A 25,245-nucleotide genomic window follows, 5' to 3' on the forward strand; every position below is an offset into this window, starting at 1 on the left:
TATTTCCTGGCCGCGAAGCCTAGATTGCGAGCAATAGATACTCAGGCTTGCCGAGCAGGAGCCTTGCCACCACGCCCAGGCCGGTGCGCAATTCCGCCTCGGTGGTGGAGCCGAGCGACACCCGCACGGCCGGTTGCCACGGTGCGTCCGACGTGCGGAAAGAGGCGCCGGGCGCAATCGCCACCCCCTGCAGGCGCGCCTGCGCGACGAAGCCTTCCTCGGTGTGATTTTCCGAAAGCGGCAGCCACAGATGCAGCGCGTTGGGATGGGTCCGCACGCGACTGCCGCCCAGAATTTCGGCAACGATGACCTGGCGGCGCCGCAGCGCATTGCGCTGCCAGTTCACCAGCTCCATCGCCGTACCGTCCGTCACCCATTTGGAGGCGATCTCGGCGATGATCGGCGTCGCCATCCAGTTCGAGACGAGATGGCGGTTGGCGACGGCGGCCGCATAGCGGTCCGGCGCGAGCAGATAGCCGATGCGCAGGCCGGGCACGGTGATCTTGGTGAAGCTGGTCAGATAGAGCGTGCGCTCCGGCGCCATGCAGGCGATTGGCACCGGCCGGTCGCTCACCAGCGGCCCGAGCACGTCGCTCTCGATGATGGCGATGTCGTGCTTGCGGGCGACCTCGACCAGCGCGGCGCGGCGCGCCTCGCTCATCAGCGTCGCCGTCGGGTTGATCACCGACGGCTGTATGAAAACAGCGCGGATATCCGATACGCGGCAGGCCTCGTCCAGCGCATCCGGGATGATCCCGTCGCTGTCGATCGGCAGGCCATGCAGGTTGAAGCCGAGGTAGCTGGCCAGGGGCACCAGCGTGTGATGGCCGATCGCCTCGGTCGCGACGCTCGATCCCGGCGGCGCGACGCTCATCAGCGCCACGGTCATCGCCGCCGTCGCGCCATTGGTCAGGCTGATGTTCTGGGGCGACGCCGTGATGCCGCAAACCTTCAGCCAGTCGACCGCGATGGCGCGATGGCGCGGAAACACGACATTGGGCCGGAACGACAGGCCCGAACTTGACGGCAGGTGCTCGCCAAGCCAGGTCAGCGCCTGCTTCAGCCGATCCAGATGCATGGGCTCGCAGACGGGCTTCAGGATCGACAGGTCGATCAGTTCGCCCAGGCGCTCCGGCAGATAGGGCGGCTCGACCTCGCGGCGCACGGTCTGGACGAAGCTGCCGCGCCCGATCTCGCCCGAAATCAGGCCCCGCCGGATCAGTTCCTCATAGGCGCGGCTGACGGTCTGCACGGAGAGGCCGAGTTCGTAAGCCAGCTTGCGGTGCGTCGGCAGACGCGTGGCGTTCGGCAGCTGTCCGTCATGGATCGCGCGCGCAAACTGCTCGGCCAGCGAGAGATAGGCCGGGCGCTTCAGGAGGGTGGGATCGGGTCGCCAGATTGTCATGACGCATTAGAGATGGAAATCAGTGCAATTGACAATGGCCCGATGCCGCTCCCATGGTCGCTCAGGCATAGATTGCACAGGCAGACATGACGAAACTCGATGCCATCGACCTCAAGATCCTCGACGCGATCCAGCGCGACGGGCGCGTCACCAAACTGGCCCTGGCCGAGAAGGTAGGATTGTCGGCGACGCCTGCCTGGATGCGCCTGCGCAAGCTGGAAAAGGCGGGCATCGTCTCGGGCTATCACGCGCGGATCGCCGTGCGGCGCGTGGCGCCGGTCGCCAGCGTCATGATGGAGGTGACGCTCGCCAGCCATCGCCAGTCGGACTTCGACCGATTCGAGCGGGCGGTGGCGGCGACGCCGGAGATCGTCGCCTGCTGGTCTGTCGGCGGCGGCGTCGACTACATCCTGAAGATCATGGCAGCCGACATCGATGCCTATCAGAGGCTCGTCGACAGCCTGCTCGACCGCGAACTCGGCATCGACCGCTATTTCACCTACATCGTCACCAAGACGGTGAAGGAAGAGACCGTCCTGCCGCTGGAGACCCTCCTCCCCGCCCCCGAGTGATGCGCCCGCAGAGAGATTGACTACGGCCTGCGGCGGATTTGGCCAAAGTCTCTGCGGCCGCCCCCGGCAATAGACAATCTGTCGTCCGGCCTCTGGCAGACTCGGCTTCCGCATCAGCCAGAGGAGGCCGACATCGCTGCCGTATTCGCCCGCACCGCATTCCACGACGCGCTGGCCCGCCTTCGCGATCCCCACCTGCTGCGCGATCTCTCCTATGTCGGCGGCCGCTGGGTAGCCGGCCGCGACGGCGCCAGCTTCAAGGTCACCGACCCAGCCTCCGGCGTGCCGCTTGCCTGGGTCGCCTCGCTCGACGGCGAGCAGACGGGCGAGGCCATTTCCGCCGCTGCCAGCGCTTTTCCGTCCTGGCGGGACCAACTGCCGCAACAGCGCGCAGCGATCCTGCGCACCTGGCACGGGCTGATGCTGGAAGCGCGCGAGGACCTCGCGCTGCTGATGACGATCGAGCAGGGCAAGCCGCTGGCGGAATCGCGGGGCGAGATCGACTACGCCGCCTCGTTCCTCGAGTGGTATGCCGAGGAAGGAAAGCGCCTCAACGCGGAGAACGTCACAAGCCATCTGCCCGACGCGGAGATGATAGTGCGCCGCGAGGCGCTCGGTGTCGTCGGCATCGTGACGCCGTGGAATTTTCCCGCCGCCATGATCACGCGAAAGGCCGCCGCGGCGCTTGCCGCCGGCTGCACGGTCGTCGCCCACCCTTCCGGCGAAACGCCGCTTTCGGCGCTGGCGCTGGCCGAGCTCGGCGAGCGCGCCGGCCTCCCCGCCGGCGTCTTCAACGTCGTCACCGGCGACGCCGCCACCATCGTCGGCCGCATGAATGACGATACCCGCGTTCGGGCCATGAGCTTCACCGGCTCGACGGAGATCGGCAAGCGCATCGCCGCCGCCTGCGCCCCCAGCCTGAGACGGCTGGTGATGGAACTGGGCGGCCATGCGCCGCTGATCGTCTTCGCCGATGCCGATCTCAACAGGGCCGTCGACATCGCCATCGACGCCAAGTTCGCGACCTCCGGCCAGGATTGCTTGGCCGCCAACCGCCTCTATGTCGAGCGCCCCTTGCTCGCGGCCTTCACCAGGGCGTTCAAGGCCCGCGTCGAGGCGCTTAAGGTTGGCGGCGGGCTGGAGCCGGACGTGGAGATCGGCCCGCTAATGCATGAGCGCGCCATCGCCAAGATCGAGGAGCAGGTCGCCGACGCGCTGAAACGGGGCGCCCGGCTTCTGGCCGGCGGCAAGCGCCACAAGGCCGGCCCGCTCTTCTACGAGCCGACCGTGCTTGCCGACGTCCCCGACGATGCGCTGATCATGCGCGAGGAAACCTTCGGCCCGGTCGCCGCCATTGCCGTCTTCGACAGCGAGGCGGAGGTGATCGCGCGGGCCAACGACACCGAATACGGCCTCGTCGCCTATGTCGTCACCCAGAACGGCGCGCGCCAGATGCGGCTCGGCCGGGCGCTGGAATACGGCATGGTCGCGGTCAACCGGGTCAAGATCACGGGTGGCCCCATCCCCTTTGGCGGCTGGAAGCAATCCGGCCTCGGCCGCGAGGGCTCGCGCCACGGCATCGAGGCTTTCACCGAGCTCAAATATCTCTGCATCGACACCGCCGCCTGATCCGAAGCCCGGATCGCGGCGACACCAACATTGAAGGATAGACCATGGACGGACGCAACGAACTCACCGCCTGGGATCGCGACCACTTCTTCCATCCCTCGACCCACATGGGCATGCACGCCCGCGGCGAGACGCCGACCCGCGTCATCCGCAGCGGCGAAGGCGTCTACATCACCGACACCAACGGCAAGACCAGCCTCGACGCCTTTGCCGGCCTCTATTGCGTCAATGTCGGCTATGGCCGCCAGAAGATCGCCGACGCCATCGCCGAGCAGGCGAAGAACCTGGCCTATTACCACGCCTATGTCGGCCACGGCACGGAAGCCTCGATCACCCTTTCCAAGATGATCATCGACCGCGCGCCGGAAGGCATGTCGAAGGTCTATTTCGGCCTGTCCGGCTCCGACGCCAACGAGACCAACATCAAGCTGATCTGGTACTACAACAACGTGCTCGGCCGGCCCGAGAAGAAGAAGATCATCTCCCGCTGGCGCGGCTATCACGGCTCCGGCGTGATGACGGGCTCGCTCACCGGCCTGCATCTGTTCCACAACGCCTTCGACCTGCCGCGCGCGCCGGTCCTGCATACGGAAGCGCCCTATTACTTCCGCCGCGAGGATCGCTCGCAGACCGAGGAACAGTTCTCGCAGCATTGCGCCGACAAGCTGGAGGAGATGATCCTGGCCGAGGGGCCGGACACCATCGCCGCCTTCATCGGTGAGCCGATCCTCGGCACGGGCGGCATCGTGCCGCCGCCGGCCGGCTACTGGGAAAAGATCCAGGCTGTGCTGGAGAAATACGACATCCTGCTCGTCGCCGACGAGGTCGTCACCGGCTTCGGACGTCTCGGCACCATGTTCGGCTCCGACCATTACGGCATGAAGCCGGACCTGATCACCATCGCCAAGGGCCTGACCTCGGCCTATGCGCCGCTGTCGGGCGTCATCGTCTCCGACCCGATGTGGCAGGTGCTGCTCCAGGGCTCCGACAAGCTCGGCCCGATCGGCCATGGCTGGACCTATTCGGCCCACCCGATCTGCGCAGCGGCCGGCGTCGCCAATCTCGAACTGATCGACGAGCTCGGCCTGGTCGAGAACGCCGGCTCGACCGGCGCCTATTTCCGCGAGCAGCTGGCGCAGGCCGTGCGCAATCATGCCCATGTCGGCGACGTGCGCGGCGACGGCATGATCGCGGCCGTCGAATTCGTCGAGGACAAGGAAGACCGGACGTTCTTCGATCCCGCGCGAAAGATCGGACCGCAGGTCTCGGCCGCGCTGCTGGAGCGCGGCGTCATTGGCCGCGCCATGCCGCAGGGCGATATCCTCGGCTTCGCGCCGCCGCTCTGCATGACCCGCGAGGAAGCCGACATCGTCGTGGCCGCGGCGGCGAGCGCCATCAAGACCGTCTTCGCCTGACATAGAGACGCTTTCCGCGCGACCCGGACACAGCCCGGCCGCGCTGCCTCCCAGACGATGCGAAAGGCCCGCCACTCATCCTGGCGGGCCTTCATTAGGTCCTCCTGAGCGCTTCCAGCTCGGGGAACGGATACCAGCGCAATTGCGGCTCCGCGCAGGCGGCGGCGTTTGGATTGATGCCGACGGGATATTTGCCGACCAGGCGAATGGAAACGGCCTTGCGCCCGGCGTAACCGCCCGCCGCGTCCTTGGCGTTCGCCTTCACGCAGACAAACTGCACCTCGCCTCCGGGCGCGTCCATGACGCTCGAAATCTCGGCATCGCGAACCGAATAGGGATCGACCAGGTAATCCTTCGCGTCATGCACGATCACACGTCGGATCTCGGCCGATGGAGGACGCTGGCTGGCCAACGCATCCTCCCGCGGGCTGGATACACAACCGGACAGCACGAGCACAGCCGCGACAACAAACAGACTTCTCAAGATGGCCCCCAAGACATGCGCGCCCCGCAAATCGCCGGATCGCAATCCCAGAGGCTATGGCTCCACGGCGGTCGGGACAAGGCGGCAACGGCAATTGGGCACCCCGCACACCGTCGCTGTGGACAGCGAGCGAGAGAGGCCGGGCGGCGCAGGCATCCAAAAGCGGCTGCCTTACGCAGCAGCACGCAGCAGCATGCCGAAGAGGTCGCGCGGGTCGTCTGGGTCGGCGAGAAGGTCGAGCTCTTCGTAAAAGGCCGTACCCGCCAGCTTGTCGCGGACATAGCGCAGGGCCGAGAAGTCCTCGGTGGCGAAGCCGACGGAGTCGAAAAGGGTGATCTGCCGTCCATCGGTTCGGCCTTGCAGGTCGCCGACGATGACGCGCCAGAGCTCGGTGACCGGGTGATCGGGCGAGAGCTGCTGGATCTCGCCCTCGATGCGCGTCTGCGGCGGGTATTCAACGAAGATGTCGGCGCGTCGCAGGATGGCGGCCTGAAGCTCGGTCTTGCCGGGGCAGTCGCCGCCGACCGCATTGATATGGATTCCCGCACCGACGAGATTGTCGGTGAGGATCGTCGCATTCTGCTTGTCGGCCGTGACGGTGGTGACGATCTCGGCGCCTTGTACCGCTTCCTCCGTCCCGTCGCAGATCGCAATGTCGAAGCCGAAGCCCTGGAGGTTCCGTCGGCATTTCTCGCTGGCCGCACGATCGATGTCGTAGAGGCGCAGGCGATCGACGCCGATCAGGGCCTTCATCGCCAGGGCCTGGAACTCGGACTGCGCGCCGTTGCCGATGATCGCCATGGTCCGCGCGCCCTTGGGTGCCAGGTGCCGGGCGGCGACGGCGGAGGTCGCGGCGGTGCGCAGAGCGGTCAGGATCGTCATTTCGGTAAAGAGAACAGGATAGCCGTTCGCGACATCTGCCAGGACGCCGAAGGCCGTCACGGTCTGGCGACCATCGCGCGTGTTCTTCGGGTGGCCGTTCACATATTTGAACCCGTAGGCCGCGCCATCGGACGTCGGCATCAACTCGATGACCCCGTCCGGCGAATGGGCGGCGACCCGCGCCACCTTGTCGAAGCTCTCCCAGCGCCGGAAGTCGTCCTCAACATAGGCGCAGAGCTCGAGAAGAAAGCGCTCGATGCCGATCGACAGCACGAGCTTCATCATGTGGTCGACGCTCACGAAGGGAACGACGTTCAGCTTGGGAGTCATGACTTTCGTCTCCACTTTCAGGCGGTCAGGCGAACGAAGCGGCGGCCCCGGAACGCGCGGCGAGATGGATACCGGCAAGCATGCAGCGCACCGAACCACCCGCGAGTTCGACCGTCGGGACGTCGAGGGCCAGCAGGGGCGTGACGGCTTCGATGCTTTCGCGCTGCACCGGCGTCAGCGAGGCGGCCGCGCGCGACGAGATCGCGAGAAACCGCCCCGTGCTGCCTCGAAGTTCGAGCGCATTGCCGGCGAACTCGCCGATCTGCGCGTGGCTCAGCGGCACCACGATGCGACCGGTCTCCTCCAGCCGCGCGCGGATTTCGGCCCGGCGCGCCTCTCCAACGATCGTGTCGAGCCCGACCAGCGCAATCTCGGTGCCGACGCACATGATGACGTTGGTGTGGTAGATCTTCGCGCCGTTCGCATCGGCGGCTTCGAACAGCATGGGCTCGAAGTTGAAATGCGTGCAGAAGCGCTCCAGCGCGACCTCGTTGGTGCGGTTCGAGCGCGCCGCATAGGCGATGCGGCCGATATGGTCGAACACCATGGCACCCGTGCCTTCCAGGAAGACATGGTCAGGCTCGAGGCCTGAATAGTCGATGACGTCCTGGACGCGGTAGCGCTGCTTCAGCATCTCGATGACGTCGGAGCGGCGCTCGCGGCGCCGGCTCGGATTGAACATCGGATAGATCGCGACATGCCCGCCGGCATGGGTCGAGAACCAGTTGTTGGGAAAGACCGAGTCCGGTGTCGCGGTGGTCTCGTCCTCGAAGAGATGGACGGTGACGCCGGCTTCGCGCAGGCGTCCGGCCATGCGCGTTACCTCGTCGAAGGCCGCTTCGGCGATCTCGCCGCGCGTACGGAAGCCGTCCGCCGATTGGAAGACGTTGTCCGCCGCCGTTTCGGGATTGGGCGTGAAATGGTGGGGACGGATCATCACGACGCCGGATGGCGCCTGGGCTGCGAAACCGCTCATGGCACTCGTTTCAGGAGGTTGAAGAAGCCTGGAGAGACCGCAGAATAGGCGAGCAAAATACCGGTCGAAATGTCAGTAATGGCGAAAAATGCATGCTATGCTACGCATCTTGCCAATGAAAATCGGACGTTTTGTATGTACCAGCTCGACGAGCTCGATCGAAGGATGATCGACGTCCTGCGCAGTGACGGACGCGCGCCCGTGTCCAAGCTCGCCGACATTCTGGGCGTCACGCGCGGCACGGTGCAGGCGCGCATCGACCGCCTTCTGGATAGCGGCGCGCTGCTCGGCTTCACGGTACGCGTGCGGCAGGATCATGACGCCAACGCGATCCGCGCGGTGATGATGATCGAGGTGGCGGGCAAGTCGACCACGGCGATCATCAAGCGCCTGCGCGGCATGCCGGAGCTTCATTCGCTGCACACAACGAACGGAAGCTGGGATCTGATCGCCGAGATCCGCGCTTCCTCGCTGCACGATTTCGACCGCGTCTTGCGCGAGGTCCGACAGATCGACGGTATTCTCAACAGCGAGACGAGCATTCTCCTCAGCTCGGTCTGAACGCAAAACGGCCTCCCGCGCGGGTACGCGGGAGGCCGTGCAAGCGGGAGGACGATGAAGGGCGATCAGGCCTTCTGGCGGGCGATCAGGCCGAGCGCCGTCGTGATGACGCGCGCGAAGGTCAGGGCGCCGATGCCGTCGACGTCGCGCTCCGGCATGAACTCCACGAAGTCGATCGCCGCGATCCGACCACGCGCCGCCGCGCCCCGGATGAGGTCGGTGATTTCGTCATAGGAGAGGCCGCCGGGCGAGCGGCCAATGACGCCCGGAACCAGGGACGGGTCGATCGCGTCGGCATCGACGCAGACGATGATGTCGCTTCCCTCGGGAATGAGGTCCAGCGCCTTCTGGACGCCGGAACGGTGGAGTTCGCGCGCCGGAACGAAGGACACACCCCATTTCACGGCATCCTCGTAGTCGCTCGTCGCGGCCGAGCCGATGCCCCGCGCGCCGACCTGCACGATGCGCTCGATATGCTCCATCTCGGACGCGCGGCGCATGGTTGAGGAGAGACCCATCCGCTCGTCCATATGCGTTTCGCGCCAGTCGATATGAGCGTCGATCTGGAGAATGGTGAACTTGCGGTCGCCGGCCATGTCGCCGATCGCCTGAAGCATGGGGATCGGGATGGAATCGTCGCCGCCGAGAAGCACCGGCACGGCGTTCCGCTCCAGGATCGTGCGCACCGCGCCGCGGATCGCGTCGCGGTTGGCGGCTCCGTCCGCTTCATCGAAGGCGAGATCGCCGCAATCCACCGCGCGAAGGCGCCGCTCGGGGAAGACCTGGCCGCCAATGTCGAAATCGTGGCGTTCGAGATTGGCCGTAAGCGAGGCCGTCGCGCGGCGCAGCGCGTCCGGCGCGTTGCGGCAATAGGCACCGACGGAGCGGTAGGGCGTCGCGCAGGGAACGCCGAGGATCGCGATCGGCGCGTCCAGAGTGGCGAGGTCGTCGCAGGCAGCGAGGCCGAGGAAGGTCGAGGTTTCGCCCGCGCCGAACAGGGCGCCGAGATCGGGCTTCTGGTTCATGGAAGGATGATCCTTGCTGGAAAGGACGCGGTCAGAGCCGCGCCTGGAGGTAGCCGGCCCAGCGGTGCTGGGCGAACTGGAAAAGCAGGACGAGCACGAGCGTCAGCACGAGATAGATCGCGGCCGCCGTCACATAGGGCTCGAACATGATGTAGTAGTTCAGCGCAATGTTGCGCGCGACGCCGGTGACTTCCAGCAGCGTCACGGTGCTGGCGAGCGACGTCGCGTGGAGCATCATCACCGTTTCGTTGCCATAGAGCGTCAGCGAGCGCGTCAGCATGGCCGGCAGAAGAATGCGCCGCGCCCGCGTGAAGGGCGACATGCCGTAGGCGCGCGCCGCCTCGATCTCCCCCACCGGCAGATGTCGAAGACTGCCCGCGAAGATCTCCGTCGTATAGGCCGTCGTGTTCAGGACGAAGGTCAGGATGACGCAAACGAGCGCGCTCGACAGCCACGGCCAAAGGAGGCTCTCCCGCACGAGATCGAACTGCGCGAGCCCGTAATAGATCAGGAACAGTTGGACGAGGAGCGGCGTGCCGCGAAAGACCAGCGTATAGAGAGCGATCGCATTGCGCAGGAACGCGTTGTGCGAATTGCGCCCGAGTGCCAGCGGCATCGCCAGAACGAAAGAGATGGCCAGCGAGGCGACGGTGAGGAGCACCGTCAGCTTCGCGCCCTGGGCATAGAAGCCTAGATTCTCGACGATGATATCCCAGCTCATCGGGCAAGCTCCTTCACGCCAAGCTCGTAGCGCTTGGCGGCGCGGGAAAGGAGGAAGAGCGAAATGGCGGTGATCGCGAGATAGAACCCGCCGGCGAGCAGGTAGAAGGTGAAGGGCTTGGCCGTCGCCTCCGCCGCGCCCTTGGCCCGGAACATGACATCCTGCAGGCCGAGCAGCGAAACGAGCGCGGTCGCCTTGGCGAGCACCAGCCAGTTGTTGGTGAAGCCGGGCAGCGCGAGACGCATCATCTGCGGCAGCAGGATGCGCCAGAAGATGCGAAACCGTCCGAGTCCGTAAGCTTCGGCAGCCTCAAGCTGGCCCTTGGGAATGTTCATCAGGGCGCCGCGAAAGGTCTCGGCCATATAGGCGCCGAAGATGAGCCCGAGCGTCGCAGCCCCCGCCCCGAATGGGCTGAACTCGATATAGACGTCATAGCCCCAGTCCTGCGCCGCCTGGCTGAGCAGCGCGGGTACGGAATAGAAAACGAGAAGCATCATGACGAGGTCCGGGATGCCCCGGACCACGGAGGTATAGAGCGTGGCGGTGACGCGCAGAGCACGCGAGCGGGAAAGCCTGGCGAGCGCTGCCGCGATGCCGATCACGACGGCCAGTATCAGGGATACGAAGGCCAGCGACAGGGTGATCCACCCCGCCGCCAGCACGGATATGACATAGCCGCCGAGCATCGATCAGCCCTAGTTTTTGCCGAAATACTTGGCGTCGATCGCCGCGAGCTCGCCGTTCTCGCGGATTTTGGCGAGGCCGGCATTGATCTTCGCGAGGAGGTCGGCGTTGCGGCGGTTGATTGCGATCGCGACGCCCTCGCCAAATTCCGGCGCGTCCTTGCCGGTATATTGCGGGCCGACGAGCTCAAATGTCTCGGCGTTGTCGCCATTGAGGAAGGCGTGCGTGATCTGCGCCTCGTAGCTCATGTGCAGATCGGCGCGGCCGGCGGTGAGCTCCAGATAGGGGGCGCTGCCGCCGTCATAGCGCTTGATCGTCGCCTTTGGGAAGGTCTTGGTGACGAAGGCGTCCATCGGCGTGCCGGTCTGGACGGCGATGATCTTGCCGGCGAGACCGTCCGGGCTGATGTCGAGATTGGCGCCCTTCTTGGCGACGAAGCGGAAAGTCGGATGCGAATAGATGTCGCTGAAGGCCATGATCTTGCGGCGCGCGTCGGTGACGGTCAGCTGCGAGATCAGCGCGTCATACTTGCCGGCGGTAAGCCCGGGGATCATGCCGTCCCAGGCGGCGGCAATAATGTTGCAGTCGAGTTCCGCCGCCTTGCAGACGGCGCTCATCAGATCAATGTCATAGCCGACGAGCTTGCCATTCGCGTCGACGGACTCGAAGGGCGGGAAGGTGGCGTCGGTCGCGATCGTCACCTGCTCGGCGATCGCCGGCGAGAGCGAAGCCAGAGCGATGAAGCCGCCGAGAAAGAGGGTAGAAAGTTTCGTCATGGGAAGTCTCGTTCTCTGAAAGGGTTATTTGGCATTGCATCCGGCGCCGGGCCCTGGCGCCGAAATCTCGTGAGCCGCAATCGGCGCGGCGATGGTTCAGGACTGAAGGCGACCTGCCAGAAACTGTCGTAGGCGTGGGCTCTCGGGGTTGCCAAAGACGGCCTCGGGCGAGCCTTCCTCCTCGACGCGCCCCTCGTGCAGGAACATGACCTTCGAGGAGAGATGGCGCGCAAAACCCATTTCGTGCGTGACGACGATCATGGTCCTGCCTTCCTCGGCAAGTGTCTGCATGACACGCAGCACCTCGCCGACGAGTTCGGGATCGAGTGCCGAGGTCGGCTCGTCGAAGAGCATCACGTCGGGATCCATGGTCAGCGCGCGGGCGATGGCGACGCGCTGCTGCTGGCCGCCGGAAAGCTGGGAGGGATAGCGCTCGTAGGTTTCCGGCTTCATGCCGACCTTGGCGAGATTGGCCTTGGCGCGCTCCACCGCTTCCTTGCGGGATACGCCGAGCACGCTGACGGGGGCCTCGGTCACGTTGTCGAGGACACTCATATGCGACCAGAGGCAGAAGTTCTGGAATACCATGGCGAGGCGCGAGCGAATGCGCTGCAGCTGGCTGGCGCTTTTCGCGCGCAGGGTTCCATCGCGGCGGTCGGCCACGAGGTCCAGGACCTCGCCGCTGACGCGGATCGAGCCCCGGTTCGGACGCTCCAGCATGTTGATGCAGCGCAGGAACGTACTCTTGCCCGATCCGGAAGAGCCGATGATCGAGATGACGTCGCCCGCCGCAGCGTCGAGGCCGATGCCCTTCAGGACTTCGGTATCGCCAAAGCGCTTGTGAATGTCGGTGACGTGGAGCTTCTGCATGGCGGCCTCAGGGAAAAGCTTCGGAAGGCCGGTCAGGCCGGGGGCGGCACGATCATCCAGAGCGTGACGCAAGGCTCGCTCGTTGACGGGTTTTGCCAGGTATGCGGAATCTTCGGGTCAAAACTCAGCGTGTCGCCGGAGGTCATGTGGTAGTCCTCGCCGCCGACGGAGATGTCGAGTTCACCGCTGATGACGTGCACGACGTCGAGATCGGCGCGGATGGCGTAGGCCTCGGGGCCGGATCCACCACCCGGGTCGATCACGGAATGGAGCGTCATCATGTGTTCGTTGCCGACGCCGCCGACGATACGCTCGCGCATGCCGACACCGCCGAGATTGATCGGCGCGCCCTGCCCCGCCTTGACGAAGCTCGTCGCCGGCGGATCGAAGATCGCCCCCGGCTTTACGTCGATCGCGTCGCAGATGCGCAGAAGCGATGCTATGGAGGCCTGTACGAGATCGCGCTCGAAGCGGCTGAGGAACGATTTGCTGACGCCGGCCTTCGCCGCCACGACGTCGATCGAGATGTTTTTCTGCTGCCGGAATGCGCGCAGCCGTGCACCAACGTTAAAGCCGTTCGGAGACGCAGGCACGTCCTCGACCGCAGGCTCTGTCGTGTCGTCACAGATGGTGGAAGACCGTTCCATCCGCCCTCCGAAGGTTGCTCTATACGCAACTTTTCATCAAACGAATTTGAACGCAATACTGGATTTCTAGGCGGGATTGATTTGTTGCAGGTTGCTCATTGAGAAACCAACCTGCTTAAACTCGCTGCAGGTTCTTCGTGGTTTCTGCCACTTTAGCGGGCTAGATGCCGTCAAGAGTCAGGGAGTGCGCCCTACGACGATCCCTACGGCGCCTCGATCGGAACCTGGATGTCCCGGCCATTGTGCCGAACGAGGATGCGGCGAACCGTTTTGCGGTCCTTGGGACGAATGCCGAGGTGGAAGAGCAGCGCGTTGAAATAGATGAAGGGGACGGCGACGGCCAGGGTTCGCAAGGGGTAGTCGACGACCGAATGAACCAGAATGAAAAGAATGCTGAGCGCAGCCGCCTTCTGGAACAGATTGTAGCGGGCCGAGGCGACCTGCCAGATGACGAGGCCGAGATAGGCCAGCAGCAGGACCACAGAGACGATACCGCCCTCGAAGATCAGCTCCAGAAAGTCATTGTGCGCGTGGTTCACGTAGTTGCGGACGATCTCGGATGTGTCCTGGTAGATCGGATAGGCGCGCGCAAACGTCCCGAATCCGACGCCGAACAGCCAGTTGTCGCCGATGCCCTCCATCGTGGTGCGCGCCATCTGCATGCGGCTGAGATCCTCGATCCCCCGCGTTTCGAGCAGTGTCCAGGAGCCCATGGCATAGATGCCGAGGATCGCGACAAGCCCCGCGATGGCGCCTAGCCCAACACGAGAGCGCAGGCTGAGAAACAAGGTCGACAGAACCATGACCGCGATGCCGATCAGGGCGCCCGCCCGCGATCCGGCCGCCAGCAGGATCAGCAGCACGCAGAGCATGCCGAGACCGGCGAGGATCCCCTTGCCGCGAAAGGTCGCCAGATAGATCAGAAACGGCAAGGAAGCGTAGAGCAGCGAGGCCAGATGGTTGCGATTGGCGAACACACCGGCCGTGACGGTGAAAGGCAAAGCCGTCGCAATTTCGACCTGCGAGGAGGCGCCATACTGGATCGCCGCCACCGCCAGGTTGAGCGCCACGCCAGTGAGAAAGAACGGCAATAGGCCGTGCAGGGCCTCACCGCGGATCCGTAGCATCGCTAGAAACAGAGCCGCCAGGGCCGCGACATAGAGCAGGCATCCCAGAGTCCGCCCCAGATCCGTGCTGATCGGCGACAAAGCCAATCCACCTTCTCTGGCACGAAGCAACAGGTCGGGGCGAACCGCCTCCGACAATTGAACGGGCAAGGGGATGAGTTGCAGCAACACCGCGCAGGCAATGGCGCCCACGAGCCACAGCACGCGCTTGTCGATGGGTTCGCCGTCCGGATCGGCCAGCACAGCCGCGGAGACCAGCAGGATGATCCCCTCGAGGACGGAATCCGTCCACAGACCGGAGGCCGCCCCGCCACCCAGCATCATCGCCAGCACCATGACGGCGCCCAGCGCATGCTTGCGCCAATCAGTTGCTGGAAGTTGCACTGTCAAGTCTCTCGATGCCGAGGCTGTGGAAGGTCACGCGACCGGAGTATCGGTAGACCCAGCTGTCGGCGACGAGGCCGGAGCGAAGCTCGACACTTTGCGCTGCGCAGTCCTCCACCGCGAATTCCGTCACGAGGGAACGATCGCGATAGGTCCCGGGATCGATGTTGACCCGCGCGATTTCCCGGCTTGGCGCCAGGCACCGCACCGACCAGTAGATCCCGCGCGGAATGACAAGACTGACGGCGGAGGCATCGACGGAAAACCGATAGCGGCCCGGGGCGAGGAGGATGGTCTGGCGGAGCCGGATATCTCTCGCCGGCTTGTTGAGAAAGCGCACCCCTGCCCCGGCATAGGGCGGCGCCCCGTCGAGGCGAACTTCGGCGGCCGAGGTCGAGGCAAACTGCCAGTTGAAAGGCGACGGGCTGGCCGCGACTTCGAAGCGGCCATTGTGGATCAGCCCCGTGCGGGCAAAATCCGCCTCAGACAGGGTCAGCAGAAAAAGCCTGTGGGCGTCGTCATACCGTTTGGCGCGAAGGAAGCCGTTGACGACGGTGCTGATTTCCCCTGCCGTCGGGGGCGTTGCGGAGCCGGCAAGATCGAGGAGAAGCTGCGACGCCGGGGGCAGCCCCGCATCGCTGCGCGCCAGCGCCGACAGCAACCGGCTGCGCCAAGGCGGATCGGACCGAAGGACGTCGAGGACAGCCTGTTGCCCTTCCGCGCTGGCCAACAGATCCGGCAGAGCGGGCTCCACGGCCTTGAGCTCATCGGGCCAGCGACGGAGCATCACGTCGAGCAACCGCACCGCCTCCGCCACGTCGCCGCGACTTCCGGCAGCCAGTATCAATTGCCCAAGGGCGTGCAGTTCGGTGGGGGAAACCCGTTGCGCGTCGATAAAGAACTGCTGCGCAGCCGCGCTGTCGCCTTGCCGCTGGCGCACTTCGCCGAGCAACGAGCGGAAACGAGCATCGACGGGGGCAATCCAGAGGCCGCGTTCGGCTGCCGCTGCCATCCCCCCGAGGTCCGGCGGATCGGAAGCTTGCGCGGTCAGCCCCGCGGAAATCGAGGCGACCCGGGCATCGGCATTCCAGGGATTGAGCCGCAGGGCTGCCGGCGGCGCGGAAGTCTCAGCCGACCGGCTTAAGGCGTCGGCCAAGACGAGCAAGCAGAGCACGAGCGCGGCCGACCAGATGGCGATGCTTCCGAGCCGGTCGTTGCGCTTCAGACTTGCCGTCGCCACCTTGCGCCTCCAGCTTCGGCGTCTCTCCGCCATAGTTGTAATAGTGATAATTCATGTACCGGTAGGCGTAGCTGTAATCGAACTTGCCGACGCTGAACTTGGAAAGCGCGACACCGACGACCTGCGCCCCGGCGGACTTAAGCCTCTTCAAGGCATTCTTAGCGGCTTTTCGCGTGACCTTGTTGGAGCAGACGACCAGCAAGGTTCCATGCGCCAACCGCGACAGGATCGGCGCATCCGACAGACCCACGACCGGCGGCGCATCGATCAGCACCAGGTCGAAGCGCTGCGACATCTTCTCGATCAACTGGGCCATTCTCTGCGAGGAGAGCAGGTCGGCGGGGTTGGGCGGAATGGTGCCCGACGTGATGGCCCAAACGTTCTCTTCCTTAGTCTGACGCACCACGCCCGGCAGATCCTCGGCGCGCACGGTATTGGTCAGCAGATTGCTCAGGCCCAGCGTGTTGTCGATGCTGAACTGACGATGGACGTTCGGCTTTCGAAGATCGCCATCGATGACGAGAACCTTCTGGCCCAGCACGCCAAAATCCTTGGCCAGCTTGAAGACGGTGGTCGACTTGCCTTCGGCCGGCTCGGATGACGTAACCACCAGCGTCTTGGGCGCCCCGTCAGAGCCAGAGAACTGAAGGGCGGTTCGCAAGCTCCGGTAGGCCTCTGACAGGCCGGAAGTGGGATCCGCGATACTTGCTGCGAGAAGCTCCGCATCGACCTCGGGCAAGACTCCCATGACGGGAAGCTGCAATTCCTTCTCGACCTGGTCGGGATTGACGAACGTGTTGTTGAGCAATTCCAGGATATAGATGATCGCCGCAGCCAGGGCCGCGAACAGCATGAGCGCGATTGCCATGTTGATGGGCAGGCGCGGCGACACGGGCGAACGCGGCAGCGGTGCCAGATCAACGATGACGGCATTCTGCTGGCGAAGTTCAGAGGCGATACCCGCCTCATTGAGCTTTCCGATCAGGCTCTGGTACTGCGCCCGGTTGGAATCGACCTCCCGCTTCAGGATGGTGTAGCGGATGTTCTTGTCCTGATACGCCGCCTGCTCGGCCTGCATTTCCGCCAGCTTCTGCTTCAGGTCGGCTTCCCGCGAGATGGCGTCGTCCAGCTTCAGGCGGACGCCATCGGTGATGATCGCCACACCGCCGTCATACTGCTTGCGCAGTTCGCGGATCTGCGCCTGCAACTGCTGCATTTCCGGAAAGCCCGGCTTGAAGGTTCCGAGCTTCTGCTGGTACTCGGCGCTTCGGGCGGCGATCTCCCCGCGCAGCTTCTGCAACCCGTCGCTGACCAGGACCTGTTCGAGGCTGGCACCACGACCGGCATTGATCTGCTGGACGAGACGCTCCTGGGTGAGACGCTCCTCGACGGCCTTCGAAAGCGCCGCGTTCATCGCCTGCATGCTGCTTTCGATCAGCGAGCTCTCGGCGCCGGTCACCGTGATTCCGGCTTCCTTGGCGTAGTCGACCAATTCCTGTTCGGAAGCCTGCAGCTTGGTTTTGACCTGTCCGACCTGGTCCTGAATGAACTGCCGCGCCAGTTCCGAGGTCGCGCCGGTCTGGTCGACCTTCTGATCGATGTAGCTCTGCGCGATCTGGTTGGCGACTTCCTGCGCCGTTCGCCGGTCCTGGTCCCGATAGTTGATCGATAGAAGGCTGGTATTGGTAACGAGATCGACGGCGAGATTGTCGACAATCCGGTTGACCGCGATCTCTTCGCGCTCCTCCGGTGTGTAGTCGTCCAGCGCCTGCGAGGCGCCGCTCCCAAATGCGCGGCGGAAGATGTTGCCGATTGCAAAATCGGGCGCCGGGAAAAGGAAAGAGGCTCGCTCGGACAAGCCGAGACCGAGCACGACCCGCTGGGCCAACGCACGGCTTTTCAACCGTTCGCGCGCGGTCAGGAAGGCGCGTATGTCCGACGATTCCGAAACCAGCTCCATGTCCTGGAACACGCGCGCGGAAGGAACCTGCACTTCCAGCCGGGCAGTCGCCTGGTACTTGGGCGTCTGCATCATGGTGATGGTGAAACCGGAAACCAGACCCACCGCAAGCAGGATGGCGATCAGCCAACGATACTCGACGATGTAAAACAGCACTCGAAGCGGATCGAAGCCGGTCGGCTCCTCCGTCTCCGGATAGCCGAAGAAACGCGGACCGTAGCCGGGACCATTGTAATAGTCCGCGGCAGGAAGGCTCGCAGCCCCGTCGCGCTCCAACGCCATGCTGCGCCGATCATGCATCGATGAGGTCCCGTAGTGTCAAAGTGAGAAGCATGGCGCTATGGAATCGCCAGCCGCGCAACCGGCACAGCCACACCAAGCGCTTCCTTGAGGTTCTGCATCGCAACTTTGCTGCCGGAGCTGAAGACAACGACGACATCGCCGCCATAAAGACGCGGATCGCTGCGCTGGCCGGCCCGAATCTGCCCCACATCGTAGTTTGCGACGAGCTTCTGGCCGTTGATGTCGCGGTAGACATACACCTTGTTCTCATCCGCGACCTTGCTGAGCCCGCCGCCCAGCGCGATCGCATCCAGCAGCGAAGCCGTCTGCGGCAGCGGATAAACGCCGGATCGCACGACTTCGCCGTCCACCGTGACCCGGCGCGAAACCGAGTCCTTCACCGATACGGTGATCTGGGGATTCTGAAGATAGTTCGCGGCATAGGCGCGGGTGATCTCCGCCTCGACGGCGCGCAGCGGCTTGCCAGCGACGGAGAGCGTGCCGACAAGCGGCAGGGTGATCCGCCCGGTGCTGTCCACCTGCGCCGAACGCGAAAGGTCGGGAACCTGGAAGACCGAGATATCCAGCGTGTCGCCCACGGTGACGGGCTGCTCGGTACCGCCAGCCGTCGCGGGTGGTGCCGGCAGTTCGGGCACCTGACGCAAAGCCCCACCGGCTGCCCCCATTGCCGGGGCGGCCGACGAGGCTTTGACCGGCGTGGCCACTCCGCTGGCAGGAAGGTCCGGACCGCCAACGGTACAGGCCGAGAGCAGCGCGACCGACGCCATGACTCCGAAGCGCCGCAGTCTGGGCCTATTGCTCATTTCGTCCGTCTCCAAATAGCCGGCGCATGGAATTGCCCAGGAAATCACGAAAACCGCTCGGTCTTTTGCGAGCCGGCACTGCTCGCCTTCCACCGACCGGAGTGACAACGTCGTCCGCCAGAATGCGGTACGGCGTGTCGACGAACATCCGTTGCGCCTCATCCGCCCCCAGGGCGGCCTCGACGGCCGCATAAGCCTTTGAAAGGATGGGCGGGCGGCCCGTCAGATTATGAGCATCGCTGGCGAAGAGATCGACCCGCCCTTCGCTGAGCATACGCTCCGAGAGCTTTTGAGCCGAACCACCGAAATTGCCGGTCAGCGAGCCTGCGGTCAGTTGAATCAAGACGCCCATGGCGTTGACGCGCTCGACGACATCATAATGCGCGGACACCCAGGTAAGGCGTTCGGGATGCGTCAGGATGGGTGTGAAGCCCGCGGCAATCAGGCTTTGCGTGAACTCGGCAAAACGCGGCGGCAGAACGTGGTGCGGCGGCTCCAGCAAGAAATAGCGCGTGCCGGCCAAGGTCGGGGCCGCGCCGGTGGCGAGCTTCTGCGCGAGATCGGGGGCGACATGGACATCGGCGCCCGTCACCAGCCGCAGTTCGATGCCAGCGTCATCCAGTGCCGCCTGCAGCGCCTCTGTCCGGCGCTGTATGCCCGGGCCATCATTGTCATAAAGACCTGGCATGATATGCGGCGTGCAGGCCATCACATGAATGCCGTCGGCCACAGCCATTCTTGCCATGGCAAGCGACATCGCCAGATCCGGCGAGCCGTCATCGCAGGACGGAAGGATATGAGTATGAAGATCGATCAAAGGCGCAGCCCCGGCCGGTCGAGACACAAGCCCGCCATCACGCCAACTGAATAGAACAGGACTCGTCGGAGCCGATAAATATCAGGGGCTGGCAGGCGAGTCGTCGCCCGACGAGATCGCCAGGGCAACACCACCAGCCACCAAAGCCGTGCCACCGATAACCAGCGGTACCGACGGAGCGCCGGACTTAGGCGTCACGCTGGCGGCGGCGGAGGGCACCGATGCGCAAGTTCCGCCATCGACCCGCTGCAGCAGGAGCTGCTGCCCGGGCTGAACGGACAGGCCGCAGGCGCCAAGCGATACGTTGGCAGCGCCACCGGCACCGACTGCAACGCGATCACCAACAGCCAGCTTCTGACCCGCCGCACCGATCCGAGGCGCCGAGCTTCCAGACACCACGACGCGACCCGCCGTAGACGTCAAAGTCGCCTGCACCGGCGCACCGCCGGCAGGCGAGAAACAGCCACACTCACCGGCCGAAAGCGCCTGGGCGCCAGACACCGAAATTCCCGAAACGGCTGCCAGAGCAACCATACCCGAGGCAAAAATCCTTGCCACTAACATCGGCATCCTCTCAACAGTACGCCCAGCTTATTACAAGCCAGAGCATCCGAACACAAAGTACCAACACGACACGAACAAATCAAGGCTGGCCGGTCGTGTTTCGCGCCAGTTTGGCGGCCAACGCCACAGAAGCGAGCGTAACGGCAAGCCGCATCACATCAATCTCCGCGTAACGCATGGTCACCCTACGGAAATGAACGATGCATTCTCGCTCAGAGCCGCAGTATTTTCTATCCGTGCACGCCCTGGCTTTGCTTCTGCCCTTGCGTCTGTCGCGATGGAATCCGGGATGTCAACCATCATCGCATCAGGATAGACTTGCTCAAATCCCTCGACAGTGCGCACCAAAACACGAAGCGCTCCGGATATGTCGTGATTTACAACAGCGGTCTCGAGTTCTGCCAAAATCCCGTCCAGATCGCAAAGATCCGAAGGGCCATCCAGAGAGCGCATGATTTTGGGATGCGACGTGGAGAGCACGTCCCCGGAAACCAGCAGCTCCTCGAACAATTTTTCACCGGGTCGCAACCCTGTGAAGACGATCTCGATATCACCCTGGGGAGATTGCGCGTCTTTGACTTCAAGGCCCGACAGATGAATCATCCGCCTCGCTAGGTCGAGGATCGCCACCGGGCTGCCCATGTCCAGGAGAAACACGTCGCCTCCCCTGCCCAGACTGCCGGCCTGGACAACGAGCTGCGCTGCCTCTGGTATGGTCATGAAATAGCGGATGACTTCGGGATGCGTGACGGTGACTGGCCCGCCCGCAGCAATCTGCTTCTGAAAAAGCGGAATCACCGAGCCGGAGGATCCCATGACGTTTCCAAAGCGCACCATGCAATAGATCGTCTCGGCAGTTCGAGCCTGAGCGTGCTGCAGCACCATCTCGGCCATCCGCTTCGTCGCGCCCATCACGCTGGTCGGCCGCACTGCCTTGTCCGTTGAGACCAGGATCACCCTGTCGACTTTGCAACGCGCAGCCACCTCCGCGACGGCGCGGGTCCCAAAGATGTTGTTGCGAATTCCTTCGAGTGGATTCGCCTCGACCAGCGGAACGTGCTTGTAGGCTGCGGCGTGATACACGGTCTGGACACGATAGGTCTTCATGACCTGCTCCAGCCGCGCCGCATCGCAGACAGAACCGAGTACCGCGTGCAACTCGATGCTGAGTTCCGATGCCATCTCGCGCAACTCGAGCTCGATCGCATAGAGCGCGACCTCCGAAATCTCGAAAAGCACGATTCGCGACGGCTCCATCGTCAGGATCTGCCGGCAGAGCTCGGAACCGATGGAACCACCGGCGCCGGTGACCAAAACCGCCCGACCTCGCACGGATGAGAATAGCCCACTCATCGGATCGACCGCGTCCCGATTGAGAAGCTCCTGGACTCCCACTTCTCGCAACCTGTCGATGTTCTCGAAGCCAGCCGCCAGCTCCACCATGGAGGGGATGGTCTGTACCCGAACCGGGCGCTGCGAGAGGAAGTGGACAATCTCCTTGCGCCGCGCTCTGGATACGGAGGGCAAGGCCAGGAACACGTCAGTCGCCGCAAATTTCTTCGATAGGTAATCCACGTCGCGGGGCGCATGCACACGCCGTCCCGAGATAAAGCGCCCCTGAAGACCCTTGTCATCATCCAGAAACGCAACCGGTCGAAACTCTCGGCCTGCGTTCAGGGCCGCTACCAGTTGAATGCCGCTTTCCCCAGCGCCGTAGACAATGACCGGACGCTTCTGAACACCACGCTCGCGAAGCAGCTGATAATAGCTTCGAGCGGCGCCGCGGCCGGCAATCATCGACACGGCGAGCAGAAGTCCGAAGATGATGGGGGTGGATCGCGGCAAAAACAGCCCGAAATCGAAAAATCCAACCGCCGCGAGCACCAGCGAGAGAAGGAAGCTTGCCTGCGCGATCCGAATCACATCGTGACGCCCCATGGATCGCAAGACCGACTTGTAAAGACCAACCCCATAGAACAAGGCGCCGCCGATCAGCGGGAGCACAAGCAGGAGTGGCCAGCCGTCCTCCCAGACCTGGTCAGGCCAAAACGCTCCCAGCCGAACCGCGACCGCCGCCCATAGCGAGCAGCCGATAAGAACCAGGTCCATCGTTCCGATGATCAACTGCTTTTGTGGACGCGTCAGCGTCATCACTTTTTCGCGCACGAATGCTTGCCCCGCTCTAACGCAGTATACAGTGCCTTTAGGTCATTCAAATTAAGTAATACTTAATAATTTCACGGCCCTGTTGCATATTATACATGACTTAGTTATATATTCTCTATTGATGATCTAAGTGTGTTTTTGACACTATCAGCCTCTGATATTGAACTTGTTCCGGATCGCTCCATGAAAAAATATGGCATGCAAAGCTTGCTTACCCTCAGTGTTATTCGCTCGATTGATATTTCCGCGGCGATTGTCGGAGGCGCTTTGCTATTGCCTGTGATGCTTGTTTTAAGCGTGATGGTCCGGCGGGATTCTCCGGGGCCAGCGCTTCTCAGACAGACGCGCGTTGGACGCGGTGAAAAGACCTTCACTTGCTACAAGTTCAGAACCATGGCGCAAGGCACGCCCGTCGTTGGGACTCATGACGCGCCACCTAGTGCCGTAACCAGACTCGGAGCCCGACTGCGACGCCTCAAGCTCGACGAACTACCGCAGCTCTGGAACGTCGCCATTGGAGAGATGAGCCTTGTCGGTCCGCGCCCAAGCCTGCCCAGTCAGCTCGAACTGATTGCGGAGCGAAGAGCCCGCAACATCTACTCGGCTCGACCGGGAATCACAGGACCGGCTCAGGTCAAGGGCATTGACATGTCCACGCCCAAAAGGCTGGCGGTCGAGGATGAGACCTGGATTCGCGCGCCGTCGATTGGAAAGTACTTCTGCTACATTTTTCAAACCGTGATGGGCGGAGGCCAAGGGGACCGTGTCCGTGGATAGAAACTCGACCATAGGCATCACTGGGGCGACAGGCTTCATCGGCCAGGCCCTTGCCCGGCGACTGACTGAACGATGCCGTCCGATGCGCCTGTTCGGCAGGCGCCAGTCCACCACCTCATCCGGGCAGTTGATCGAGCCACTGAATTCCTCGCCGGAATCGCTTGAAGGCATCGATGTCCTCGTCCACCTGGCAGGCATTGCTTCCAGCGACCGCCCCGAATCCGAGATCCGGCGCGCGAACATTGATCTCGCCCTCGATGTCGCGCGCACCGCGATCGCCGCGAACGTCAGGCGCTTCATCTTCTTCAGCTCCCTCCACGTTCACGGCAAGGCCGCGGGGTCGGCCATCACCCCTCAAACCCCATTTGAGCCCCAAAATTCCTACGCCCGCTCTAAGGCGGAAGCGGAACGGCAGCTCAAAGACGAATGTGCGGGCAGGATCGAACTCGTCATCGTCCGCCCGCCGATGATCTATGGCCGCGGCGGCAAGGGGAGCTTCCAGGCGCTGCTTAAGCTCGTCAAGACCGGCCTTCCCCTGCCGTTCGGCGCCGCCACGGCGAAACGAAGCTTCTGCTCCATCAGCAATCTCGTATTGGCGACGGAGGCGGTGATCGACCACCCCACGCCACCCGCGGTCTTCATTCCCGCCGACGCCGAGGATCTCAGCACGCGCGATCTATGCCTGGCAATGCGAACCTCACTTGGGTCAAAGTCGCTCCTCGTCCCCGTGCCGGCCTGGGCGATGCTTCCAATGCTGCGCGCCACCGGCCGCGCCGAAATGGGACAGAGCCTGTTCGAGCCGCTGATCATTGACCGGACGCATTGGGCAACCTGGGGCTGGCGACCGGATCAACGGACTGTCGACAGCATTCAGTCGGAGATCCGGTAAGCGGGTCAGCCAGCCGTCGACCGCGAGACTTCCGCCATCCATCCTTCAAGTCGGGACATCAAAATATCGCGCCCGAACTCACGTCGACAGTAATCCTGTCCCCTTCTTCCCATCGCGCGACGATCGACTTCGGTCATGGCCTTCAGCTGGCGCACGGATTGCGCCAGTGCGAAGCCATCGCCAGCGGGGGATGTCAGGCCACCGCCAGACTCGTTCACCACGCGGGCACCCTCTCCATCCAGCATGGCGAGAACTGGCACTCCCGATGCCAAGTAATTTTGCAGTTTGCCAGGAACAGTCATGGAAAAGACAGGCTCTTTCTTGAGGCTTACCAGGAGCGCGTCGGCCGCTCGAAAAAACGATGGCATGCGCTCGGTCGGGTGGCGGCCCAATAGAACGACCCGATCCTGAAGACGCCGAACAGAGATTTCCTGGCGAACCCAGTCAAGGGCCCGTCCACTTCCGATGATAAACCAACGCAGATCAGATATATCTCTGGCGGCTTCAGCCGCGCCCAAAATAGCTGGGAAATCCTGCGCCTCGCCGATATTGCCGGCGAACATGACATTAAAAGTGTCTTGATAGTATGCTAGTTCGACAGCTCGTTCATTCCCTACCTTGTAATACTCCGACTCAACCCAACTTGGAAAATATCGGATAGATCGCCCATCTCCATCGTGTTCTTCTACACTTCGAGCAAAGCCCTTTGACTGAACAAGAATTCGATCGCTGTTGCGATATATGAACTTCACAACCAGACCGATCCAATTTAACACTCGTTGAGATCGCACGATGCCAACAGCAGACAAGCTATCAGGCCAGAGATCCAGTATCCAAAGTAGAATGGGAGCCTTTTTAAGCCGCTTGAATAGAATTGCCGGGATTGCAGATGTAATTGGGGAAAGCTGACATACAAGGATGGAATCAAATCTTGCGTTTCGTAGCCGCCAAACACCAATTGTACAGGCGCTCATAGGAAATACAGCGTAGTTCAATGCAAGTCTTAATCGGCCCCTTCCCCGAACCGGCATAGGAACGCGAACTATCTCTACACCGTTTAGACGCGTGAATTTCCTCTTGTCCTTAACATACTCTGGAAAGGCAGCGCCCTCCGGATAATTTGGAACTCCCGTCAAAACCGTGACGGTATGACCCTTGGAACTAAGATATCGGCCAAGTCATTTATACGAAACGACTCGGGCCAAAAATATTGAGAGATAATCAGTATTCTCATCTTA

The 25,245-nt window shown here is 63.1% G+C and carries 23 protein-coding genes and 1 pseudogene; 6 read left to right on the forward strand and 18 right to left on the reverse strand.

Annotated features, from left to right (window positions below; all coding sequences use genetic code 11):
* Positions 1–19: 19 nt before the first annotated feature.
* A complete protein-coding gene (locus tag ACHMWQ_RS17550) occupies positions 20–1,405 on the reverse strand; it encodes a PLP-dependent aminotransferase family protein (RefSeq protein ID WP_396308460.1) in 1,386 nt (461 codons plus the stop codon).
* Positions 1,406–1,491: 86 nt separating this feature from the next.
* Between ACHMWQ_RS17550 and ACHMWQ_RS17555 the strand changes: the two genes are divergently transcribed.
* The 3 genes from ACHMWQ_RS17555 to ACHMWQ_RS17565 all read left to right on the forward strand — a co-directional run bounded on the left by ACHMWQ_RS17555 (position 1,492) and on the right by ACHMWQ_RS17565 (position 5,021).
* Positions 1,492–1,977: an Lrp/AsnC family transcriptional regulator gene (locus tag ACHMWQ_RS17555; protein WP_396308461.1), complete on the forward strand. Its 486-nt coding sequence runs from the start codon at positions 1,492–1,494 to the stop codon at positions 1,975–1,977.
* Positions 1,978–2,109: 132 nt separating this feature from the next.
* Complete coding sequence (locus tag ACHMWQ_RS17560; protein WP_396309472.1) at positions 2,110–3,606, forward strand: NAD-dependent succinate-semialdehyde dehydrogenase; 1,497 nt, start codon at positions 2,110–2,112, stop codon at positions 3,604–3,606.
* A gap of 44 nt (positions 3,607–3,650) precedes the next feature.
* Positions 3,651–5,021 (forward strand): aspartate aminotransferase family protein, encoded by a 1,371-nt coding sequence (locus ACHMWQ_RS17565; protein WP_396308462.1) that lies wholly within the window; start codon positions 3,651–3,653, stop codon positions 5,019–5,021.
* A 94-nt stretch (positions 5,022–5,115) separates the two neighbouring features.
* Here ACHMWQ_RS17565 and ACHMWQ_RS17570 read toward each other — a convergent pair whose 3' ends face one another.
* The 3 genes from ACHMWQ_RS17570 to ctlX form a co-directional block, all read right to left on the reverse strand.
* Positions 5,116–5,550: a hypothetical protein gene (locus ACHMWQ_RS17570; protein ID WP_396308463.1), complete on the reverse strand. Its 435-nt coding sequence runs from the start codon at positions 5,548–5,550 to the stop codon at positions 5,116–5,118.
* A 126-nt stretch (positions 5,551–5,676) separates the two neighbouring features.
* Positions 5,677–6,717, reverse strand: a complete 1,041-nt coding sequence (locus ACHMWQ_RS17575; protein WP_396308464.1) for an ornithine cyclodeaminase — start codon at positions 6,715–6,717, stop codon at positions 5,677–5,679.
* A gap of 25 nt (positions 6,718–6,742) precedes the next feature.
* A complete protein-coding gene (ctlX, locus tag ACHMWQ_RS17580; protein ID WP_396308465.1) occupies positions 6,743–7,693 on the reverse strand; it encodes a citrulline utilization hydrolase CtlX in 951 nt (316 codons plus the stop codon).
* 135 nt (positions 7,694–7,828) lie between these two features.
* Here ctlX and ACHMWQ_RS17585 point away from each other — a divergent pair, with 135 nt between their 5' ends.
* Positions 7,829–8,254, forward strand: coding sequence for an Lrp/AsnC family transcriptional regulator (locus ACHMWQ_RS17585; protein ID WP_201402995.1), 426 nt, complete (start codon positions 7,829–7,831; stop codon positions 8,252–8,254).
* A gap of 65 nt (positions 8,255–8,319) precedes the next feature.
* Here ACHMWQ_RS17585 and ACHMWQ_RS17590 read toward each other — a convergent pair whose 3' ends face one another.
* The 12 genes from ACHMWQ_RS17590 to ACHMWQ_RS17645 form a co-directional block, all read right to left on the reverse strand.
* Positions 8,320–9,279 (reverse strand): arginase family protein, encoded by a 960-nt coding sequence (locus ACHMWQ_RS17590; RefSeq protein WP_396308466.1) that lies wholly within the window; start codon positions 9,277–9,279, stop codon positions 8,320–8,322.
* A gap of 31 nt (positions 9,280–9,310) precedes the next feature.
* Entirely contained in the window at positions 9,311–10,000 is a 690-nt protein-coding gene (locus tag ACHMWQ_RS17595; RefSeq protein WP_266331225.1) for an ABC transporter permease, read from the reverse strand.
* Positions 9,997–10,686, reverse strand: a complete 690-nt coding sequence (locus ACHMWQ_RS17600) for an ABC transporter permease subunit (RefSeq protein ID WP_354549874.1) — start codon at positions 10,684–10,686, stop codon at positions 9,997–9,999. The genes ACHMWQ_RS17595 and ACHMWQ_RS17600 overlap by 4 nt, the downstream gene beginning before the upstream one ends.
* A gap of 9 nt (positions 10,687–10,695) precedes the next feature.
* Complete coding sequence (locus ACHMWQ_RS17605) at positions 10,696–11,460, reverse strand: transporter substrate-binding domain-containing protein (protein WP_396308467.1); 765 nt, start codon at positions 11,458–11,460, stop codon at positions 10,696–10,698.
* Positions 11,461–11,556: 96 nt separating this feature from the next.
* Positions 11,557–12,330 carry an ABC transporter ATP-binding protein gene (locus ACHMWQ_RS17610; RefSeq protein WP_396308468.1) on the reverse strand — a complete coding sequence of 258 codons (774 nt, stop codon included), beginning with the start codon at positions 12,328–12,330 and terminating at the stop codon, positions 11,557–11,559.
* A gap of 32 nt (positions 12,331–12,362) precedes the next feature.
* The gene (locus tag ACHMWQ_RS17615) at positions 12,363–12,977 is read right to left on the reverse strand and encodes a helix-turn-helix domain-containing protein (RefSeq protein WP_396308469.1); all 615 of its coding nucleotides are present in this window, start codon (positions 12,975–12,977) and stop codon (positions 12,363–12,365) included.
* A gap of 203 nt (positions 12,978–13,180) precedes the next feature.
* Entirely contained in the window at positions 13,181–14,488 is a 1,308-nt protein-coding gene (locus ACHMWQ_RS17620; protein ID WP_396308470.1) for an O-antigen ligase family protein, read from the reverse strand.
* Positions 14,469–15,728, reverse strand: coding sequence for a tetratricopeptide repeat protein (locus tag ACHMWQ_RS17625; RefSeq protein WP_396308471.1), 1,260 nt, complete (start codon positions 15,726–15,728; stop codon positions 14,469–14,471). The genes ACHMWQ_RS17620 and ACHMWQ_RS17625 overlap by 20 nt, the downstream gene beginning before the upstream one ends.
* Positions 15,616–17,988 (reverse strand): GumC family protein, encoded by a 2,373-nt coding sequence (locus ACHMWQ_RS17630; protein WP_396308472.1) that lies wholly within the window; start codon positions 17,986–17,988, stop codon positions 15,616–15,618. The genes ACHMWQ_RS17625 and ACHMWQ_RS17630 overlap by 113 nt, the downstream gene beginning before the upstream one ends.
* Positions 17,989–18,026: 38 nt before the next feature.
* A complete protein-coding gene (locus tag ACHMWQ_RS17635) occupies positions 18,027–18,794 on the reverse strand; it encodes a polysaccharide biosynthesis/export family protein (RefSeq protein WP_396308473.1) in 768 nt (255 codons plus the stop codon).
* Complete coding sequence (locus ACHMWQ_RS17640; protein WP_396308474.1) at positions 18,784–19,611, reverse strand: tyrosine-protein phosphatase; 828 nt, start codon at positions 19,609–19,611, stop codon at positions 18,784–18,786. Before ACHMWQ_RS17640 ends, ACHMWQ_RS17635 begins: the two co-directional genes overlap by 11 nt.
* A 744-nt stretch (positions 19,612–20,355) precedes the next feature.
* Positions 20,356–22,326, reverse strand: a complete 1,971-nt coding sequence (locus ACHMWQ_RS17645; protein WP_396308475.1) for a polysaccharide biosynthesis protein — start codon at positions 22,324–22,326, stop codon at positions 20,356–20,358.
* A 198-nt stretch (positions 22,327–22,524) separates the two neighbouring features.
* On the opposite strand from ACHMWQ_RS17645, the gene ACHMWQ_RS17650 reads away from it, so the two are divergent.
* Both ACHMWQ_RS17650 and ACHMWQ_RS17655 read left to right on the forward strand, forming a co-directional pair.
* Positions 22,525–23,118 carry a sugar transferase gene (locus ACHMWQ_RS17650; RefSeq protein WP_396308476.1) on the forward strand — a complete coding sequence of 198 codons (594 nt, stop codon included), beginning with the start codon at positions 22,525–22,527 and terminating at the stop codon, positions 23,116–23,118.
* Positions 23,111–24,007, forward strand: a complete 897-nt coding sequence (locus ACHMWQ_RS17655) for an NAD-dependent epimerase/dehydratase family protein (protein WP_396308477.1) — start codon at positions 23,111–23,113, stop codon at positions 24,005–24,007. The genes ACHMWQ_RS17650 and ACHMWQ_RS17655 overlap by 8 nt, the downstream gene beginning before the upstream one ends.
* Before the next feature lie 5 nt (positions 24,008–24,012).
* Here ACHMWQ_RS17655 and ACHMWQ_RS17660 read toward each other — a convergent pair whose 3' ends face one another.
* Together ACHMWQ_RS17660 and ACHMWQ_RS17665 are read right to left on the reverse strand one after the other, a co-directional pair.
* Positions 24,013–24,666, reverse strand: coding sequence for a glycosyltransferase family 4 protein (locus tag ACHMWQ_RS17660; RefSeq protein WP_396309473.1), 654 nt, complete (start codon positions 24,664–24,666; stop codon positions 24,013–24,015).
* A pseudogene (locus ACHMWQ_RS17665) lies at positions 24,661–25,173 on the reverse strand (glycosyltransferase); the annotation flags it as partial. The pseudogene ACHMWQ_RS17665 and the gene ACHMWQ_RS17660, both read right to left, overlap by 6 nt.
* Positions 25,174–25,245: the final 72 nt, after the last annotated feature.

This window comes from Kaistia sp. UC242_56 (assembly GCF_044452255.1).
GTDB lineage: Bacteria > Pseudomonadota > Alphaproteobacteria > Rhizobiales > Kaistiaceae > Kaistia > Kaistia defluvii_A.

Bases quoted from the DNA above. Each gene is read 5' to 3' on its own strand.
- ACHMWQ_RS17550 (WP_396308460.1), bottom strand. From the start codon at position 1,405: ATGACAATCTGGCGACCCGATCCCACCCTCCTGAAGCGCCCGGCCTAT.
- ACHMWQ_RS17555 (WP_396308461.1), top strand. From the start codon at position 1,492: ATGACGAAACTCGATGCCATCGACCTCAAGATCCTCGACGCGATCCAG.
- ACHMWQ_RS17565 (WP_396308462.1), top strand. From the start codon at position 3,651: ATGGACGGACGCAACGAACTCACCGCCTGGGATCGCGACCACTTCTTC.
- ACHMWQ_RS17575 (WP_396308464.1), bottom strand. From the start codon at position 6,717: ATGACTCCCAAGCTGAACGTCGTTCCCTTCGTGAGCGTCGACCACATG.
- ctlX (WP_396308465.1), bottom strand. From the start codon at position 7,693: ATGAGCGGTTTCGCAGCCCAGGCGCCATCCGGCGTCGTGATGATCCGT.
- ACHMWQ_RS17585 (WP_201402995.1), top strand. From the start codon at position 7,829: ATGTACCAGCTCGACGAGCTCGATCGAAGGATGATCGACGTCCTGCGC.
- ACHMWQ_RS17590 (WP_396308466.1), bottom strand. From the start codon at position 9,279: ATGAACCAGAAGCCCGATCTCGGCGCCCTGTTCGGCGCGGGCGAAACC.
- ACHMWQ_RS17595 (WP_266331225.1), bottom strand. From the start codon at position 10,000: ATGAGCTGGGATATCATCGTCGAGAATCTAGGCTTCTATGCCCAGGGC.
- ACHMWQ_RS17600 (WP_354549874.1), bottom strand. From the start codon at position 10,686: ATGCTCGGCGGCTATGTCATATCCGTGCTGGCGGCGGGGTGGATCACC.
- ACHMWQ_RS17605 (WP_396308467.1), bottom strand. From the start codon at position 11,460: ATGACGAAACTTTCTACCCTCTTTCTCGGCGGCTTCATCGCTCTGGCT.
- ACHMWQ_RS17610 (WP_396308468.1), bottom strand. From the start codon at position 12,330: ATGCAGAAGCTCCACGTCACCGACATTCACAAGCGCTTTGGCGATACC.
- ACHMWQ_RS17615 (WP_396308469.1), bottom strand. From the start codon at position 12,977: ATGGAACGGTCTTCCACCATCTGTGACGACACGACAGAGCCTGCGGTC.
- ACHMWQ_RS17630 (WP_396308472.1), bottom strand. From the start codon at position 17,988: ATGCATGATCGGCGCAGCATGGCGTTGGAGCGCGACGGGGCTGCGAGC.
- ACHMWQ_RS17635 (WP_396308473.1), bottom strand. From the start codon at position 18,794: ATGAGCAATAGGCCCAGACTGCGGCGCTTCGGAGTCATGGCGTCGGTC.
- ACHMWQ_RS17645 (WP_396308475.1), bottom strand. From the start codon at position 22,326: ATGACGCTGACGCGTCCACAAAAGCAGTTGATCATCGGAACGATGGAC.
- ACHMWQ_RS17650 (WP_396308476.1), top strand. From the start codon at position 22,525: ATGAAAAAATATGGCATGCAAAGCTTGCTTACCCTCAGTGTTATTCGC.